The sequence below is a fragment of the Rhodococcus sp. 320_ES genome (assembly GCF_059691855.1).
The window spans coordinates 572,096-589,229 of sequence record NZ_JCAWAG010000004.1 but is presented as its reverse complement, the minus strand read 5'-3'; the positions used below and the strand labels follow the sequence as shown (position 1 = coordinate 589,229).

Here is a 17,134-nt window from a genome sequence, read left to right as displayed (position 1 = left end):
TCCAGCGGTGATCTAGCCTTTTCGACATGGCTGATTCCGTTCTCGCGATCCTGTGCGCGCTCGCCGCGGCACTGTGCATCGCGATCGGAACGGTCGTTCGGCAACGATCGGCGTCCGAGGTCGCCGACCACCAGGTCGGCGCCCTCGGGCCCATCACCACGCTCGTACGCAAACCGTCGTGGTGGGTCGGCACCGTCGTCGGCTTCGGCGGGTACGCATTTCAGGCCGCGGCTCTCGGTCTGGGATCGCTCCTGCTGGTCCAGCCGCTGTTGGTTCTCTCTTTGCTCTTCGCGCTGCCGCTCGGCGCGCGTTTCTCCGGTCGCCCCGTCCGCCGAATCGATTGGCTCTGGGCGGCTGCTCTCACCGTGTCCATCGCCATTCTCGTGGTGGTCGGCGACCCCCGCCCTGGTGTCGCACGGGCCGAGACCCGGCACTGGGTCGTCATCTGTCTCGTCGGACTGCCCTTCGTCGCGCTGTGCCTGTGGGGCTCGCGCCACGGCAGCCGCAACCGTCGAGCGTTGCTGCTCGGGTTGGCCGGCGGCGCTCTCTTCGGTGTCGCCGCAGTGCTCACCAAAGGCGTCGTGCACCTCGCGGGCCGCGGACTCGGGCACGTGCTCGGGTCGTTCGAGTTCTACGCACTCGTCGTGGTCGCCGTCGTGGCCATCTCCATACAACAGTCCGCGTTCCAGGTCGGGGCGCTACAGGCATCCTTGCCCGCCACGACGGTGATGGAACCCCTGGTCGCCTCGATGCTCGGCTTCGTGGTGCTCGGCGAATACCTGCACGCCGACCGCGCCGTGTCGGCCGTCCTCGTCGTCGCGGTGGCGGCGATGATCGCGGCGGCGGTCGCGTTGGCGCGGGGGGCGGCGCACGAGGTGGAGCCGGGTGATCAAGCCGACCCCGGGGGCCGGAGGCCCTGAAGTTGACTCGGGGGCACCCTCACGCCGATAGATCGACTCGGGGCGCCCCTCACTCGGGCGGCGGCTACCTCGGAGCGCCGTTAGTCTGGCTCGCATGAGTTCGATCGCGGGCGTGCTCTTCGACATCGACGGCGTGCTCGTCACCAGTTGGAAGCCCATTCCCGGCGCGGCCGAGACCGTGGCGCTGCTCCGTGAACACGACATCGCGTGTGCGTTCCTGACCAACACGACGTCCAAGACGCGTGAGCAGATCGCCGAGTCGCTCGGTACGTCCGGCATCGAGGTGCACGCCGACGAGATCGTCACGGCAGCGACCCTCACCGCCGACCACCTGCGTGCGAAGCATCCCGGCGCCCGGTGTGTGCTGCTCAGCAGCGGAGAGATCGCGGCGGACCTGCCCGGCATCGACGTCGTCGACGAGGATCCGGACGTCGTCGTCCTGGGCGGCGCGGGACCGGAGTTCACCCACGAAGCGCTCAGCAAGGTCTACGACTGGATGTGTCAGGGCGTTCCCGTCGTCGCGATGCATCGATCGCTGATGTGGTCGACGGCCGAGGGGCTGCGCATCGACACCGGTATGTATCTGACCGGGATGGAGTCGGCGTCCGGGAAGACGGCCACGGCCGTCGGCAAGCCCGCGCCGCTGGGGTTCCGGACGTCGGCCGAGCGGATGGGCGTCGACCCCGACTACGTGATGATGGTGGGCGACGACCTGGACAACGACGTGCTCGCCTCGCAGGTCGTGGGCATGCACGGTGTTCTCGTCCGCACCGGGAAGTTTCGTCAGGAACGTCTCGATCGGCAGGGACGCGACCAGTTCGCGATGCAGCCCACCCACGTGATCGACTCCGTGGCGGATCTGCCGGGGGTCTTGCGGCTGTGAGTGGAGCCTGCGGAACGAACCGGAGCAGATGGCGTGAACCTTGCACTCTCGGGTGTCGAGTGCTAGAAATTGGAGTTGGCACTCGCGAACTGTGAGTGCCAGGTCGGGACGGTGAGATCAGGGATCCATCGACACCCCTGCTCGTCCGTCGCGGGCACCGAATCCGGCCGGCATGTGTCACCCCAAATCCGGAGGATCACTTCGCAATGGCCAAGATCATCGCGTTCGACGAAGAGGCACGCCGTGGCCTCGAGCGGGGCTTGAACAGCCTCGCCGACGCAGTCAAGGTGACGTTGGGCCCCAAGGGTCGCAACGTCGTACTCGAAAAGAAGTGGGGCGCCCCCACGATCACCAACGATGGTGTGTCCATCGCCAAGGAGATCGAGCTGGAGGACCCGTACGAGAAGATCGGCGCCGAGCTGGTCAAGGAAGTTGCCAAGAAGACCGACGACGTCGCCGGTGACGGAACCACCACCGCGACCGTTCTCGCTCAGGCACTCGTCCGCGAAGGCCTGCGCAACGTCGCAGCCGGCGCGAACCCGCTCGGCCTCAAGCGCGGCATCGAGAAGGCTGTCGAGGCCGTCACCGCCTCGCTGCTCGAGTCCGCCAAGGAGATCGACACCAAGGAGCAGATCGCTGCCACCGCCGGTATCTCCGCAGGCGACCCGTCCATCGGCGAGCTCATCGCCGAGGCCATGGACAAGGTCGGCAAGGAAGGCGTCATCACGGTCGAGGAGTCCAACACCTTCGGCCTGCAGCTCGAGCTCACCGAGGGCATGCGCTTCGACAAGGGCTACATCTCCGGTTACTTCGTGACCGACGCCGAGCGCCAGGAAGCCGTCCTCGAAGACGCCTACATCCTGCTCGTCAGCTCCAAGGTCTCGACCGTCAAGGACCTGCTTCCCTTGCTGGAGAAGGTCATTCAGTCGGGCAAGCCGCTCGTCATCATCGCCGAGGACGTCGAGGGCGAAGCTCTCTCCACCCTCGTCGTGAACAAGATCCGCGGCACCTTCAAGTCCGTCGCCGTCAAGGCACCGGGCTTCGGTGACCGTCGCAAGGCGCAGCTCGCCGATATCGCCATCCTCACCGGTGGCGAGGTCATCAGCGAAGAGGTCGGCCTGTCCCTCGAGGGCGCCGGACTCGAGCTGCTCGGCACCGCGCGCAAGGTCGTCATCACCAAGGACGAGACCACGATCATCGAAGGTGCCGGCGACGCCGACGCCATCGCCGGTCGCGTCAACCAGATCCGCGCCGAGATCGAGAACTCCGACTCGGACTACGACCGCGAGAAGCTGCAGGAACGTCTGGCCAAGCTGGCCGGCGGCGTTGCGGTCATCAAGGCCGGAGCGGCAACCGAGGTCGAGCTCAAGGAGCGCAAGCACCGCATCGAAGATGCCGTGCGCAACGCCAAGGCAGCCGTCGAAGAGGGCATCGTCGCCGGTGGCGGCGTGGCACTGCTTCAGTCGGCGCCTGCACTCGACAGCCTGAAGCTCGAAGGCGACGAGGCAACCGGCGTGAACATCGTTCGCGTCGCGCTGTCCGCACCGCTCAAGCAGATCGCGTTCAACGCAGGCCTCGAGCCCGGCGTCGTCGCGGACAAGGTCTCGAACCTGCCCGCAGGTCACGGCCTCAACGCCGCGACCAACCAGTACGAGGACCTGCTCGCCGCAGGCATCAACGACCCGGTCAAGGTCACCCGCTCGGCGCTGCAGAACGCAGCGTCCATCGCGGCTCTGTTCCTCACCACCGAGGCCGTAGTCGCCGACAAGCCCGAGAAGGCCGGTGCGCCCGCGGGCGACCCGACCGGTGGCATGGGCGGCATGGACTTCTGAGTCCCGTTCACTGAAAAGCCCGGCTCCCTCTCACGAGGGGGCCGGGCTTTTTCGTGCTCGGCAGGCAAGATGGTCGGCATGGAGTCGACGACGGTCCGTGCAGGCGTGCTCGACGTAGCGGTCGAGCGGTACGGCGACCCCGGCGGCCGCCCGGTGGTGCTGCTGCACGGATTTCCCTACGACACGCGCAGCTACGACGACGTTGCGCGACTTCTCGCCGACGCGGGGCGCGACGTGGTGGTGCCGTACCTACGGGGGTTCGGGCCCACTCGTTTCATCGAACCCTCGACGATGAGGTCCGGTGAACAGGCGGCACTTGCCCACGATCTGCGCGAGTTGATCGGCGCCCTGGGACTGCGCGAGCCGATCGTCGCCGGCTACGACTGGGGCGGGCGGGCCGCCTGCGCCGTCGCCGCGTTGTGGCCGGAGCTGGTGTCCGGACTGGTGAGCGCTACCGGCTATCTGATCCAGGACATCGACGCGGCCACTCGAACGCCCGCACCGCCGCACCTCGAGAAGCGCTACTGGTATCAGTACTACCTGCACTCCGAGCGTGGCCGGGCCGGTCTGTCCGAGTATCGCGCCGAGATCGCCCAGACTCTGTGGACGGACTGGTCGCCGACGTGGCGGTTCGGCGATTCCGAAATCGCCGCTACCGCACAGTCTTTCGACAATCCTGACTTCGTGGACGTGGTGGTGCATTCGTATCGCCACCGCTACGGTCTGGAGCCGGGCGATCCGGCGTATGCGCAGACGCAGGATGCGCTCGCAGCGCAGCCGTCGATCGATGTGCCCACCATCGTGATCGATCCGACCGAGGACACCGTGGCAGGGCTGTACGGCGCGAGAAACCACGGCGAGAAGTTCACGGACCTCCGAGATGTTCGGCAGGTCGACTCGGGGCACAATCCGCCGCAGGAGCTTCCCGGTCAGTTCGCCGACGCGATCCTGACGCTGTAACTGGGGGTTGACCCAGAGAGGTGTTCTGGGTCACTATACCTGTCAGACAGCCGGACAGGTTGAGTCGACAAGGAGCACAGAGTGACCGAGACCCGCATAGAGAAAGACCTTCTGGGCGAGCGCGAGATACCGACGACCGTGTACTGGGGCATCCACACTCTGCGCGCACTGGAGAACTTTCCCATCACCGGTCGCCCGATCTCCACCAATGCGCACCTGGTCCGGGGACTCGCAGCCGTGAAGTGGGCCGCCGCGGCGGCCAATCAGGACCTCGGCATTCTCGACGCCACCCGCGGCGAGGCCATCCGCACCGCGTGCGAGGAGATCCTCGCCGGTCAGTGGCACGAGCAGTTCGTCGTCGACGTGATCCAGGGTGGCGCCGGGACCTCGACCAACATGAACGCCAACGAAGTGATCGCCAATCGCGCACTGGAAATCCTCGGGCACGCCCGCGGTGATTACTCCAGGCTGCATCCGAACGAGCACGTCAACGCGTCGCAGTCCACCAACGACGTCTACCCCACCTCGGTGAACATCGCGACGGTCTTCGCGGTTCACGAACTGATCGCATCGATGAAGGTGCTCCGAGATGCGTTCGGGCGCAAAGCGACCGAGTTCGCGTCCGTCGTCAAGATGGGCCGCACCCAGTTGCAGGACGCGGTACCGATGACGCTGGGCCAGGAGTTCGGCACCTACGCGATCATGATCGACGAGGATTGCGCGCGACTCGACGAAGCTGCTCTTCTGGTGCACGAAATCAACCTCGGAGCCACCGCGATCGGCACGGGTCTGAACGCCCCGGCCGGCTACACGGAGTCGGCCGTCGCTCACCTGCGCACCGTCACCGGGCTGCCGCTGGTCACGGCGACCGACCTGATCGAGGCGACGCAGGACGTGGGACAGTTCGTGCACCTGTCCGGTGTGCTCAAGCGCGTGGCCGTCAAGCTCTCCAAGATCTGCAACGACCTTCGGCTGTTGTCCTCGGGCCCGCGTGCCGGACTGAACGAGATCAACCTGCCTCCGATGCAGGCCGGATCGTCGATCATGCCCGGCAAGGTCAACCCCGTGATCCCCGAGGTGCTCAACCAGGTGGCGTACGAGGTGATCGGCCACGACGTCACCATCACGATGGCGGCCGAGGCAGGACAGTTGCAGCTCAACGCTTTCGAGCCGATCATCGTCAAGTCGCTGTCCGAGGGCATGGCCCACCTGAGCGCCGCGTGCCGCACCGTGGCGCACCGCTGCGTTGACGGCACCACCGCCAACGTCGACCTGCTGCGCGAGCGTGTCGAGAACTCCATCGGACTCGTGACGGCGCTGAGTCCCTACCTGGGTTACGTCGAATCCACCGCCATCGCGCAGGAGGCGCTGGTCAGCGGACGGAACGTCGTCGACCTCGTGCTGGAGAAGGGTCTGCTCGGTCGCGAAGAGCTGGACCGATTGCTGAGCCCCGAGCATCTCGCCAACCTGCGGGTGGCTCCCACCGAGCACTCCGTTGCTCCCGAAACGTCGACGAGGTAGAGCCATGAGTATCGAGAACCCACCGCAGAAGCAGGCGTTCAGCGAGGAAGACCTCGGTTATCGAAAGGAGTTGGCGCCGCGGCAGATTCAGATGATCGCGATCGGTGGCGCCATCGGCACCGGCTTGTTCATGGGCGCCGGCGGCCGGCTGCGCGACGCCGGGCCCGCTCTGGTTCTGGTGTACGCGCTGTGCGGGTTCTTCGCCTTCCTGATCCTGCGCGCCCTGGGCGAACTGGTGATGCATCGCCCGACATCAGGATCGTTCGTCTCCTACTCCCGCGAATTCTTCGGCGAGAAGGTCGCTTTCGCGGCGGGGTGGTTGTACTGGATGAACTGGGCGATGACGGCCGTCGTGGACGTGACCGCCGTGGCGCTCTACATGAACTTCTTCAAGAAGTACTGGGCGCCGCTCGGCAACGTCGACCAGTGGGTGTTCGCGCTCGCCGGCCTGGTGCTGGTTCTGGGGCTCAACCTGGTGTCGGTCAAGGTGTTCGGCGAGCTCGAATTCTGGTTCGCGCTGATCAAAGTGGTTGCGCTGGTGACGTTCCTGGCCATCGGCGTCTATTACGTCATCTTCGGTACTCCGATCGACGGGCAGGATCCCGGACTGAGTGTTCTCACCGACAACGGCGGCCTGATTCCGAACGGCGTGCTGCCGGCGATCGTGGTCATCCAGGGTGTGGTGTTCGCGTACGCCTCCATCGAGCTGGTCGGCACCGCAGCCGGCGAGACCCAGAATCCGGAGAAGGTGATTCCGAAGGCGATCAACACGGTCATCGTTCGGATCGTGGTCTTCTACGTCGGATCGGTGCTCCTGCTGTCGCTTCTGTTGCCCTACAGCAGCTATCGCGCCGGGGAGAGCCCGTTCGTGACATTCTTCGGTGCCATCGACGTTCACGGTGCGGACGCGATCATGAACCTCGTGGTTCTCACCGCTGCGCTGTCCTCACTGAACGCAGGTCTGTACTCGACGGGTCGCATCCTGCATTCCATGGCGACAGCCGGGTCGGCACCGACATTCGCTGCGCGCATGAACAAATCGGGTGTTCCCTACGGTGGCATCGCGCTCACGTCGGTGGTGACGCTGCTCGGAGTCGTTCTCAACGCGGTCGTGCCGGCGCAGGCGTTCGAGATCGTGCTCAACTTCGCGGCACTCGGCATCATCAGCGCCTGGGCGGTCATCGTGGCGTGCCAACTGAAGTTGTGGTCGTTGTCCAGGAGAGGCGTGATGACCCGGCCGTCGTTCCGACTCTTCGGGGCTCCCTACACCGGATACGCAACCCTCGGCTTCCTCGTGTGCGTCGTGGTGCTCATGGCGTTCGACAAGCCCGTCGGCACCTGGACCGTGGCGTCGATCCTGCTGATCGCGCCGATGCTCGTCGGTGGTTGGTACTTGTGTCGCAACCGGATTCGAGAGGTAGCTGCGCGCAGTGAATGAGTTCGTGACCCTGCTGACCACCGGCGGCACCATCGCCAGCAGTCGAGACGAGCGCGGCGTGTCGCGCCCCATGTCCGGACTCGGTATCGAGCTCGACTGCGTCCGAGTACGCGAGGTGATGACGAAGGACAGCTCGGCCCTCGAACTGGGCGACCTCGACACGATCCGTCTCGCCGTGGTCGACGCCCTCGCGGAGGACGGCTGCGTCGGCGTGGTGGTGCTGCACGGAACCGACACGATGGAGGAGTCGGCGCTGCTCGTCGATCTGTTCCACGACGACGAGCGCCCAGTGGTCTTCACCGGTGCGCAGCGCACCGCCGACCACCCGGATCCGGACGGCTCACGCAACATCGCCGACGCCGTGGCGGCGGCGCAGTCCGAGCGCGGCGTGCTCATCGCATTCGGTGGACGTTTGCTTCCGGCTCGCGGTGCGATCAAGATGCACACCGCTGACCTGGACGCGTTCCGCTCGGCCGGGTCTCGCCGCCCGAAACCCCTGCCCTGGAACCCCATTGCCGACGTGCGAGTGGACGTCGTCGCCCTTTACCCCGGCGTCGACGGTGCGGCTATCGAGGCGTTTCGCGGGCAGGGGGCGTCGGGCATCGTCCTCGAAGCCATGGGCTCGGGCAACGCCAACCCACGGGTGGTCCGCGCGGTGAAAGACGCGGTGGCTGCGGGCATTCCCGTCGTCGTCACGACTCGGGTGCCGTTCGGGGAGACCTCGTCCACGTACGGCGGCGGAGGCGGTGGTCACGACCTGCTCGAAGCCAGAGCAGTGTTCTCCCGCGAGCTCCGGGCCGGTCAGGCGCGCATCCAGTTGGCCGCGCTGATTGCGGCGGGCGCATCCCCGGAGGCTGTGGTCGACGCGTTCGCGTGATCAGCGTCCCGGCACGTAATGCCGTGGGCTGTCTCGCTTGTCGACGGGTGGGAGGTTCCGGTCGGGCGTCTCGATCAGTGGAGCGTCGGAGGGCGCTCGCCCCGAGATGCGGTCGTGAGCCGCCCGGGCGCGCGGATGCAGCAGTCGGCGATCGGGTATCACCGCCGCGACGACGCGCACTGTTCGGCAGACGGCACGGAACCATCGTTCGTCTCGCTCTGTCCAGGTGTAGCCGAGCAGATCGCGCACGGACTGGTCGTACAGGCCGACGGTCATGCGAACCGCGCTGCGTTGGATAGGCTTTCGCAGAACAGCCCACACCGGCTCGGGTAGCCACGACATGGCCGGTGGCACCGCCAGAGTCGACAGGTCCAGAACGTCTCGCGCCGCCTTCGTGTCCTCCAGGACATCGCTGCACATGTGATCCCAGTACTCCTGGAACGCCTCCCAGCTCTCGGGCACCGGTCGCATACTCATTCCGTAGAGGCGATACCAGGTGACGTGTTCGTCGAACAGTTGCCGCTTGTCAGCCTCGGTGAGGCCGCCGACGAAGTGCTGTGCGGTGAGGACGGTGCCCATGAAGAACGTGGCGTGGGCCCAGTAGAAGGTGTCCGGGTCCAGCGCGTGGTATCTGCGTCCCTTCGCGTCGACACCCTCGATGTCGTTGTGATACTTGCGGATTCGTGCTCCGGTTTCTGCTGCCCGGTCGCCGTCGAAGACCACGCCGCCGATGGGGTAGAGCGATCGGAGCAGGCGTTGCCATCGCTCGGTGTAGAACGTGGAGTGTTCCTCGACCGCAGCGCCGAGTCCGGGGTGCATGTTCTGCATGGACCCTGCCCACAGCCCCTGAAGCATGCCCCGCCAGTCCCCGAAGTACTTCCAGGTCAGTGTGTCCGGCCCCAGCCCGGTCTGACTACGCATGTTGTCACAGTAAGGTTGACAACATGCGTAGTCAAGAGGAGCGGAACGACGAGCGACGCCGCGCGCTCCTGCGCGCGGGCATCGAACTACTGGGCGCGGCCGACGGTCCCGCGGTCAATGTGCGCGCGGTGTGCGGCGCCGCAGGCCTCACCGAGCGCTACTTCTATCAATGCTTCGGCGACCGTGACTCGTTCGTACGCAGCGTGTACGAGCACGTCGCGCGCGAGGCACACGATGCGCTCGCGGACACGTCGGGAGATCCGGCTCGCGCCGTGGACGCGTTCGTGACGCTGATGGTCGACGACCCGACGCGGGGACGCGTCCTGCTGATCGCACCCTTCGCGGACCAGGCGCTCTCGTCGGCCGGGTTCGGTGCCGTCCCCGCGTTCGTGGGGCTGGTGAGCGAGCACCTCCCCGCCGACCTCGACGAGGTGGACCGTCGACTCACCGCGACGGCGGTGGTCGGTGCGTTGACCGGGCTGTTCACCTCGTACCTGCGCGGGGAGCTCGACGTCGACCGGGATCGGTTCGTCGAACACTGCGTCCGCGTCACACAGCTGCACTCATGACACGGCGGCACTTCATGAAACAGCGCCGCCCCTGAGAGGGGCGGCGCTGTCCAATGCGACCTACTTGACTGCGAGTTCGCCCAACTCGTTCCAGTCGGACTGGTCGACCTCCTGGCTGATGATCTTCGGAGTCTCCTGCAGGTACGGCGGAAGATCCTTCTGCGCCTGCTTGAAGTGATCCGAATTCACATGTGCTGCACCGGCGTCGGGGTCCTTGAACGCCTCCACCAGAACATACTCGGTGGGGTCGTCCAGGGTGCGCGACCAGAAATACCAGAGGCATCCCTCTTCGGCCTGGCAGGCCTGCGTGAAGTCACGCGAGATCTCGGGCCAGTTGTCGGCGTGCTCGGCCTTCACCTTGAACTTTGCGGTGATGAAGATCAACGTATTTCCTTTCGTCCGGTAGGACTCTCACGGTACAAGGATGGCGCGGCCGCGAACCCGACCGTTGTCCAGATCGTCGATGGCGGTCTGGAAGTCGTCCAACGCATAGGTCTGGGTGTGCAGGTTCACGGCGCCGCGGGCAGCGAGCGACATCAGATCGCACAGGTCGTTGTACGACCCGACGAGGTTGCCGACGATGTTCTTCTCCGCCGAGACGAGGTCGATTGTCGGCACGTCGACGTTCTCGCCGTACCCGATGACGTGGTAGTCGCCGGCTCGGCGCGTCATCGCCAATCCTTCGGCGGTGGAACCGTTCTCGCCGACGAAATCGAGGACGACCTCGGCGCCGACACCGCCCGTGAGTTCCATGACCTGGTCGACCTGGCTGCCGTCGGCCACCACGGCGTGATCGGCGCCGAGTGTGAGGGCGAGTTTCACGGCGTCCGCGTTGCGGTCGATCACGATCAGTTCCGCGGGAGAGAGCGCCTCGAGCACCTGAATGCCGATGTGCCCCAGCCCACCTGCTCCGATCACGACGCACTTGTCGCGCGGAGTGAGGCGCCTGGCCGCCTTCGCCGCCGCGTGGTACGCGGTCAAACCGGCGTCCGCGAGGGCTGCGACTGCCGACGGTTCGAGTGAATCGTCGATCTTCACGACGGTCCGGGCGTTGGTGCGGAGGTAGTCCGCGTAACCGCCGTTGGTGTCGATGCCGGGGAAGTCGCTTGTCTCGCAATGGACGTCGTCGCCGGACCGGCATGCCCGGCACAGGCCGCACGTGACCAAGGGATGCAGGATTACCTTGTCGCCCTCGCGGACGTTCGTCACGGCCGACCCGACGGCATGTACCCAGCCGGCGTTCTCGTGTCCGATCGTGTACGGCAACGTGACGCCGGACTTCTCGGCCCACTGGCCTTCCAGGATGTGCAGGTCCGTGCGGCACACGCCGGCTCCGCCGATCTTGACGATGACGTCGAGCGGACCCTGTACCTCGGGGATGGGAACCTCGGTCATCTCGAGGTTCTTGTGGTACCCGACCACTTGAACTGCGCGCATCGAACTCATCGGTGATTCTCCTGTGTCGTAAGGCCTGTCACGGCGGTGAGCGGAACGAAGGCGCCTTCGAGCCGCGGAACTTGCTGCTCCTCGGATCCGGGATAGCGGGTCTGCAGCAGCCCACGGCAGAAGTGGGCGTTCCCGTCGATCGACACGCGAGTGGCGCGAGCCCGATGCATCACCATCGTCAGGTCGCCGGTGTGCGGGCGGCCGGTGTGATCGACGAGTGCCGGTGCGGCGGGGTCGACGCGCAGGCCCAACGCGTCGCGTCGGCGAAGCAACGCGGTGGACGTGCGATCGTCGGGGAGGTCGCCGAGAACTACTGTGGTCAGGTCGGATTCCGTCGCGTCGGCGTGCGCCCGCAGCCATGCGGTGAGCGATCGCTCCATCGCCGCCACGTACGCCTTGCGCCGAAAGGTTGCTCGTAACTCCTCGAGATCCTCCTCGGCCTCGTGCCCGAACGTTCCGCGGTAGCCGGCGTCGGCGGCGAGGCCGGCGTTGATCTTCTCCGAGTCGTGATGATCGTCGAGTTCGACGATCACGGTCTCGGTCCACGGCAGTTCGCCCAGTACGTCTTTCGCGTCCCCCGCCATCAGATACGCGAAATTCGGTGAGCAGAACGATGTCGGCAGGCGAAGGTGCACGTGCACTTCCCCGTCCTCGACCACCAGCGAGCGAACGAAGCCGAGATCGGTGATGGGCTCGTCCAGTTCGGGATCGAAGACCGCTCCGAGTGCCGCGTAGGCCTCGTCGTGCTTCGAGACTGCAACAGCCGCCGTCACGTCAGACCGCCGCCAGATCGGCGCGCTCGGGCTGACGCGGGCCGGTCTCGGTCTCGTCCGCGTCGGGAAGCTGCAGCTCTTTCGGTACCGGAATGTCGTACAGCTTGGCCGCATTGAGGCCGAGCACCTTCTTCTTCTGCTCGATCGTGATGGGCGCGTACTCGTCGAGCGATTCGGAGATCTGGAAGTCGACGAATCCTTCGACCAGCCACTTGGGTGTCCACAACGCGTAGTCGGAGGAGAAGAAGATGCGGTCCTCTCCCAGCCAGTACAGCAGCTCACCCATGATCTGCCCGAAGTACTTCGGACGGGTGTGCATGAACGGGATGGCGACGGCGAGGCCGGCGTACACGTTCGGCTCCTGGGTGGCGATCCAGCAGAAGTCCTCGAGCCGCGGCAGGCCGCAGTGCTCGACAACGAAGTTGAGGTCGGTGAAGTCGGTCGCCACGTGGTCGACGTCGGCCACGTCGAACGCGTCGCGGTCGAGCGGGCGGATGGTCGGTCCCTTGTGCACGTGGATGTTCTTGATGCCGACCTCGCGGCAGACCTCGAGGTAGCGACGCGTCCAGTCGTCGTCGAGCTTGTATCCGCGGGAGTCGCCGTGCCACTCGGCGGTGTACAGCTTGACGCCCTTGAGTCCGAAGCGTTCGGCGTCGGCCCGCAGCTGATCGAGACCACGCTCGCCGTTGCGCGGGTCGAAGTGATGGTTGTAGGTGAGCTTGTCGGGATGGGCCGCGGCGAGCGCGGACGCCTCGTCCGTCTGCCCGAAACCGCGGTGGTAGAACTCGCCGAGGTGAGCGGGCTGGAAGATGGCGTGATCGACGTGCCCGACCTCGAACAGGTCGTGCATCAGCCGCTCGCCGCCCTGGTAGAGGTACTCCTCGTACGTCCACAGCTCGCTCTCCGGCGACAGGTTGCGGTGGTAGTCGTAGAAGCAGTCGATGAACTGCTTGCCGTGAATGTTGCGCTGGTTCTCCACCCGCGCGTCCCACAGAGCGACGTGGGCGTCGACGATGAAGTAGTTCTCGCCGTCCTTGGTGTACATCCTGGTGCCTCCCGGTCCTCGAGTGACGTCCGTCACGTCGATCTGTCCCGACAGTAGGACCGCGAACCACGCCCGACGAGGTCTCCGCGTCTCAATTCGAGACGCAACCTCGAGTCCCGTGTCGGCGAGAGAATGTAACCTCGATCACATGACCGAAGCCGAAGGTCTGGTGCGCGCCAGGGTCCATTCGGAGCCTCTCGCTGCCGTGTCGCACCGACTTCTGGCCTCCTGGCATCGGAGCCAGGAGTACGGGGTCCCGCTCGACGAGGTCGTCCCCGTGTTCTCGGGAACCTACGACGGTGAGTCGCTCTTCTACCGCTGTGGCCGCGAAGTTCTCGACGGATTGCGCGACACCCTGGCGAACGAGCCGGTGTCGATGATGCTGACCGACGCGGACGGTCTGGTGCTGGACCGCATCAGCGCGAACCGCGAGCTCCTCGACGCACTGGACCGCGTGCACCTGGCTCCGGGCTTCTCGTATGCCGAAGACCGGATCGGTACCAACGGGCTCGCCCTCGCACTGGCCGATCGATCCCCGGCGGTGGTGCGGGCCGACGAGCACTACTCGCTGTCGCTGTCCGGCTACACCTGCGCCGCCGCGCCCGTGTTGGATCCGCTGACCGGAATGCTCGAAGGGTGCGTCAACCTCACCACCTGGTCCGAGTCGTCGTCGGATCTGTTGCTGGCACTCGCCCAGTCGGCGGCGAGCAACACCGCGGCCATGATGCTCGCCCGATCGCAAGGTCAGACGCCGCGGCCGGCTCCGCGTGGTGAAGTGTTCCGCGTCGAGACCGCACGCGGGGGCAGCAGCATCGACACGCTGTCGCAGGTCTGGAGGAATGCGCTCGGAGCCACGGAAAGTGCTCTGGAAGAACATGGTTCGGTGATCCTTGTCGGTGAGACCGGTACCGGGCGCGCCACGATCCTGGCTCGGGCGCTACGGCGGTTTCGCCCCCGTGGTCGCATCCTGAGCGCCGGTGTCCCCGCCGCTCGCGACGTCGACGCCTGGCTGGACCTCTGGACACCGGAGTTGCCGAAACCCGACACTGCCGTGATCATTCGCGACGTCGACCGACTGCCCGTGGGCGGCGCCGACACGTTGGCGGAACTGCTGCGCCGTGCGGGCGACGCGGTGCCGATCACTCTCACCGCCGCGAGCTACGACGATGTTCCCGCGTCGCTCACCCGCCTGGTCCGCTCGGTCGTCGAAGTGCCACCCCTGCGGACTCGACCCGACGACATTGCGCCGCTCGCGCTGCATCTGGCGGGTCGAGTGCGTGGCCGTGGGGTCAGTCTGACTCCGTCCGCGGAGCGCGCACTGCGGGAGTATTCCTGGCCCGGGAACGTCGCGGAGTTGGCGACGGTGATGCGGCGCGCCGCGGTGCGAGCCGACGTCGTCGGAGTCGATCACCTACCGCCGGAGGTGCTGTCGCGCACCACTCACCGGTTGACCCGCATCGAGACGTTCGAGCGCGACGAGATGATTCGCGTGCTCAGCAGGCCGGGGATCACGATGGCCGACGCGGCGGACGAACTCGGAATGAGCCGCGCGACCATCTACCGCAAACGTGACCGGTACGGCATTACGCTGCGTCCCTGAACTTCGGGTCCCTGAACTTCGGGTCCCTGAACTTCGAGCCCCTGAACGCCTACGCTTGACCGCATGGCAGCGAAGTCTCCGGCGATCGAGGTCGAGGTGGGCGCACGCACCGTCCGCGTGTCCAATCCCGACCGGGTGTACTTTCCCGAAAGTGGCGCCACCAAGCGTGATCTCGTGAACTACTACCTCGCGGTGGGCGACGGCATCGTGAACGCTCTGCGCGAACGCCCGTGCATGCTGCACCGGTTCCCCGAGGGTGTGGCGGGGGAGAAGGTACATCAGAAGCGGCTTCCCCACGGTGCGCCGGACTGGATGGAGACGGTGAAGGTGACCTTCCCGCGCTACAACCGTACGGCCGACGAACTCTGCGTCACCGAACTCGCGCACGTGATCTGGGCGGTGCAGATGTCGACCGTCGAGTTCCACCCGTGGAACAGTCGCCGCGCCGACGTCGAGATGCCCGACGAGTGGCGCATCGACCTCGATCCGATGCCCGACTGCCCGTTCGACCGTGTTCGCCGCGTCGCGGGCGTGGCGCAGGAGGTGCTCGACGATCTCGGCGCCACCGGATGGCCCAAGACGTCAGGAGGCAACGGTCTGCACGTCTACGTACGCATCGATCCCGCCTACGGCTTCAAGGACGTACGCAGGGCCGCACTGGCTTTCGCCCGCGAAGTGGAACGCCGGGCGCCCGACGACGTGACCACCACGTGGTGGCGAAAGGACCGCGATCCGACGAAGTTGTTCGTCGACTACAACCAGAACGCGCGCGACCACACCATCGCGAGCGCGTATTCGGTACGCGGAAACCCGAAAGGGACTGTCTCCACACCCGTTTCGTGGGACGAGGTGCCCGACGTCGAGCCCGCCGACTTCAGCATCTTCACCGTTCCCGACCGCTTCGCGAAACTCGGTGATCTGCACGCCGGCATCGACGACGCGGTGTTCTCGCTGGACCCGCTCATCGAATGGGCGGAGCGCGACGAGCGTGAAGGACTGACCGAACCCGAGGAGTGATCAGACCGAGAGTGCGGCGAGCACCTCCGCCGCGGCGCGGCGCCCCGACCGAACGGCGCCGTCGAGATAGCCCGGCCACTTCTCGGCCAAGTCGGCTCCGGCCCAATGGATTAGGCCGTGTCGCAGCTCCGTCGAGCGGATGACCCGGCCGCGCGCCGGGATCGAGGTGGGTGCGCCGAGCAGCCACGGTTGCTCGGACCACGTGAAGTCGTCGACGACCCTCGGTGCACCGGCCTTCGGTCCGAACAGCCGAACCAACTCCGCCAGAACCACCTCGCGGCGGTCGGGCAGTGCGAACAGTTCGGCTGCAGCGCGTCCGGCGCTGAACGCCACCAGCACACCCGGACCGTCGTCGGATCCGGCGTTGCCGTCCACGACCATCTGCACGGGTCCGTCTGCGTCGATCACGGTGCCGGTCAGTCCCTCTGCGCGCCACCAGGGCCTGTCGTAGACGGCGATCGTCTTGGCGTAGTCACCCATCGACGACGCCTGTAGGTGCTCGGCCACCGCGGCCGGCAGCGGTGGGTGGAAGTCCATGCCGGACGCGATGGGCAGCGGCACGGCCAGCACCATCGCCGACGCACGAACGGTGTCCCCGGCGGCGGTGACCATGTCGATGCCGGTGGCGTCCTGGTGGAGCGAGACGACCGGCGATCCGGTGCGGGGCGGCGACGACAGTTGCTGTGCCACAGCGTCGATCAGGGCGCCCGTACCCTCCACGAAGAAGCGTTCCTGCGCGCCGCCCTTCACGGACGTGAGGGCATGGACGCCGCCGGCGGCCTCGGCGTACGCCAGCGCGGCGTTCACGGGGACGTCCTCGGGGTCGGCTCCGAACACCAGGCGGAACACGCAGTCGAGAACACTCCGAGATTCGCCCGACCGAAAGCACTTGCGGGTCAGAACATCTGCCATCTCGTCGTCGGAATGGTTGCGTCGCGACAGCAGCGCCATGCGCGCGAGACCCAGGCCGAGCGAGAGCAACACCCGCGGAGCGAGCGGCGGAATGTCGCCGTGGTGGCGGTAGACGTGATCACCGAGGGCCATGATCTGATCCGCACCGTGCGACGGCAACGGCTCCGCAGCGGTGGCGATCTGCAGTTCGTCCGCCAGTGCGATGACGGCGGTCTGGTCGGCGCCGATCCAGTGCGCCCCAAGGTCGACGTGGACTCCGCCGACGTCTCGGGTGAGGACCTTGCCCCCGATCCGGTCCGCCGCCTCGAGCACCACCACACGGTGCCCCGCGCGCTCGATGTCCACCGCGGCAACGAGGCCGCTCAGACCGGCCCCGACAACGACGACGTCCCCCGACATGAAATGGAGAGTAGCCGAGGG

The 17,134-nt window shown here is 66.4% G+C and carries 16 protein-coding genes; 10 read left to right on the top strand and 6 right to left on the bottom strand.

Going from position 1 to position 17,134, the window contains the following annotated elements:
• Positions 1 to 26: 26 nt before the first annotated feature.
• From AC59JP_RS17160 to AC59JP_RS17130, 7 genes are all read left to right on the top strand, one after another.
• Complete coding sequence (locus AC59JP_RS17160; protein ID WP_497326995.1) at positions 27 to 920, top strand: DMT family transporter; 894 nt, start codon at positions 27 to 29, stop codon at positions 918 to 920.
• Positions 921 to 1,014: 94 nt separating this feature from the next.
• Positions 1,015 to 1,803 carry an HAD-IIA family hydrolase gene (locus AC59JP_RS17155; protein WP_497326994.1) on the top strand — a complete coding sequence of 263 codons (789 nt, stop codon included), beginning with the start codon at positions 1,015 to 1,017 and terminating at the stop codon, positions 1,801 to 1,803.
• A 206-nt stretch (positions 1,804 to 2,009) separates the two neighbouring features.
• The gene (gene groL / locus AC59JP_RS17150; RefSeq protein WP_497326993.1) at positions 2,010 to 3,635 is read left to right on the top strand and encodes a chaperonin GroEL; all 1,626 of its coding nucleotides are present in this window, start codon (positions 2,010 to 2,012) and stop codon (positions 3,633 to 3,635) included.
• A 78-nt stretch (positions 3,636 to 3,713) separates the two neighbouring features.
• On the top strand, positions 3,714 to 4,595 hold the full coding sequence (locus tag AC59JP_RS17145) for an alpha/beta fold hydrolase (RefSeq protein WP_497326992.1): 882 nt from the start codon (positions 3,714 to 3,716) through the stop codon (positions 4,593 to 4,595).
• A gap of 81 nt (positions 4,596 to 4,676) precedes the next feature.
• Complete coding sequence (aspA, locus tag AC59JP_RS17140) at positions 4,677 to 6,116, top strand: aspartate ammonia-lyase (protein WP_497326991.1); 1,440 nt, start codon at positions 4,677 to 4,679, stop codon at positions 6,114 to 6,116.
• 4 nt (positions 6,117 to 6,120) lie between these two features.
• Positions 6,121 to 7,554, top strand: a complete 1,434-nt coding sequence (locus AC59JP_RS17135; protein ID WP_497326990.1) for an amino acid permease — start codon at positions 6,121 to 6,123, stop codon at positions 7,552 to 7,554.
• A 4-nt stretch (positions 7,555 to 7,558) separates the two neighbouring features.
• The gene (locus tag AC59JP_RS17130) at positions 7,559 to 8,431 is read left to right on the top strand and encodes an asparaginase (RefSeq protein ID WP_497326989.1); all 873 of its coding nucleotides are present in this window, start codon (positions 7,559 to 7,561) and stop codon (positions 8,429 to 8,431) included.
• Here the strand turns inward: AC59JP_RS17130 and AC59JP_RS17125 are convergent, their stop codons facing one another.
• Positions 8,432 to 9,352, bottom strand: coding sequence for an oxygenase MpaB family protein (locus tag AC59JP_RS17125; protein WP_497326988.1), 921 nt, complete (start codon positions 9,350 to 9,352; stop codon positions 8,432 to 8,434).
• A 23-nt stretch (positions 9,353 to 9,375) separates the two neighbouring features.
• Between AC59JP_RS17125 and AC59JP_RS17120 the strand changes: the two genes are divergently transcribed.
• Complete coding sequence (locus AC59JP_RS17120) at positions 9,376 to 9,921, top strand: TetR/AcrR family transcriptional regulator (RefSeq protein ID WP_497326987.1); 546 nt, start codon at positions 9,376 to 9,378, stop codon at positions 9,919 to 9,921.
• Positions 9,922 to 9,981: 60 nt separating this feature from the next.
• Here the strand turns inward: AC59JP_RS17120 and AC59JP_RS17115 are convergent, their stop codons facing one another.
• The 4 genes from AC59JP_RS17115 to AC59JP_RS17100 are packed head-to-tail and all read right to left on the bottom strand — an operon-like array spanning position 9,982 to position 13,185.
• Positions 9,982 to 10,305 carry a putative quinol monooxygenase gene (locus tag AC59JP_RS17115; protein WP_497326986.1) on the bottom strand — a complete coding sequence of 108 codons (324 nt, stop codon included), beginning with the start codon at positions 10,303 to 10,305 and terminating at the stop codon, positions 9,982 to 9,984.
• 27 nt (positions 10,306 to 10,332) lie between these two features.
• Positions 10,333 to 11,358: an NAD(P)-dependent alcohol dehydrogenase gene (locus AC59JP_RS17110; protein ID WP_497327103.1), complete on the bottom strand. Its 1,026-nt coding sequence runs from the start codon at positions 11,356 to 11,358 to the stop codon at positions 10,333 to 10,335.
• Positions 11,359 to 11,363: 5 nt separating this feature from the next.
• Positions 11,364 to 12,140, bottom strand: a complete 777-nt coding sequence (locus tag AC59JP_RS17105) for an iron-sulfur cluster assembly protein (protein ID WP_497326985.1) — start codon at positions 12,138 to 12,140, stop codon at positions 11,364 to 11,366.
• A 1-nt stretch (position 12,141) separates the two neighbouring features.
• A complete protein-coding gene (locus tag AC59JP_RS17100; RefSeq protein ID WP_497327102.1) occupies positions 12,142 to 13,185 on the bottom strand; it encodes an amidohydrolase family protein in 1,044 nt (347 codons plus the stop codon).
• A gap of 148 nt (positions 13,186 to 13,333) precedes the next feature.
• Here AC59JP_RS17100 and AC59JP_RS17095 point away from each other — a divergent pair, with 148 nt between their 5' ends.
• Together AC59JP_RS17095 and ligD are read left to right on the top strand one after the other, a co-directional pair.
• Complete coding sequence (locus AC59JP_RS17095) at positions 13,334 to 14,785, top strand: AAA-type ATPase lid domain-containing protein (protein ID WP_497326984.1); 1,452 nt, start codon at positions 13,334 to 13,336, stop codon at positions 14,783 to 14,785.
• A gap of 63 nt (positions 14,786 to 14,848) precedes the next feature.
• Positions 14,849 to 15,802: a non-homologous end-joining DNA ligase gene (gene ligD / locus AC59JP_RS17090; RefSeq protein ID WP_497326983.1), complete on the top strand. Its 954-nt coding sequence runs from the start codon at positions 14,849 to 14,851 to the stop codon at positions 15,800 to 15,802.
• Here the strand turns inward: ligD and AC59JP_RS17085 are convergent, their stop codons facing one another.
• Positions 15,803 to 17,113 (bottom strand): flavin monoamine oxidase family protein, encoded by a 1,311-nt coding sequence (locus AC59JP_RS17085; protein WP_497326982.1) that lies wholly within the window; start codon positions 17,111 to 17,113, stop codon positions 15,803 to 15,805. It lies immediately after the preceding gene.
• Positions 17,114 to 17,134: the final 21 nt, after the last annotated feature.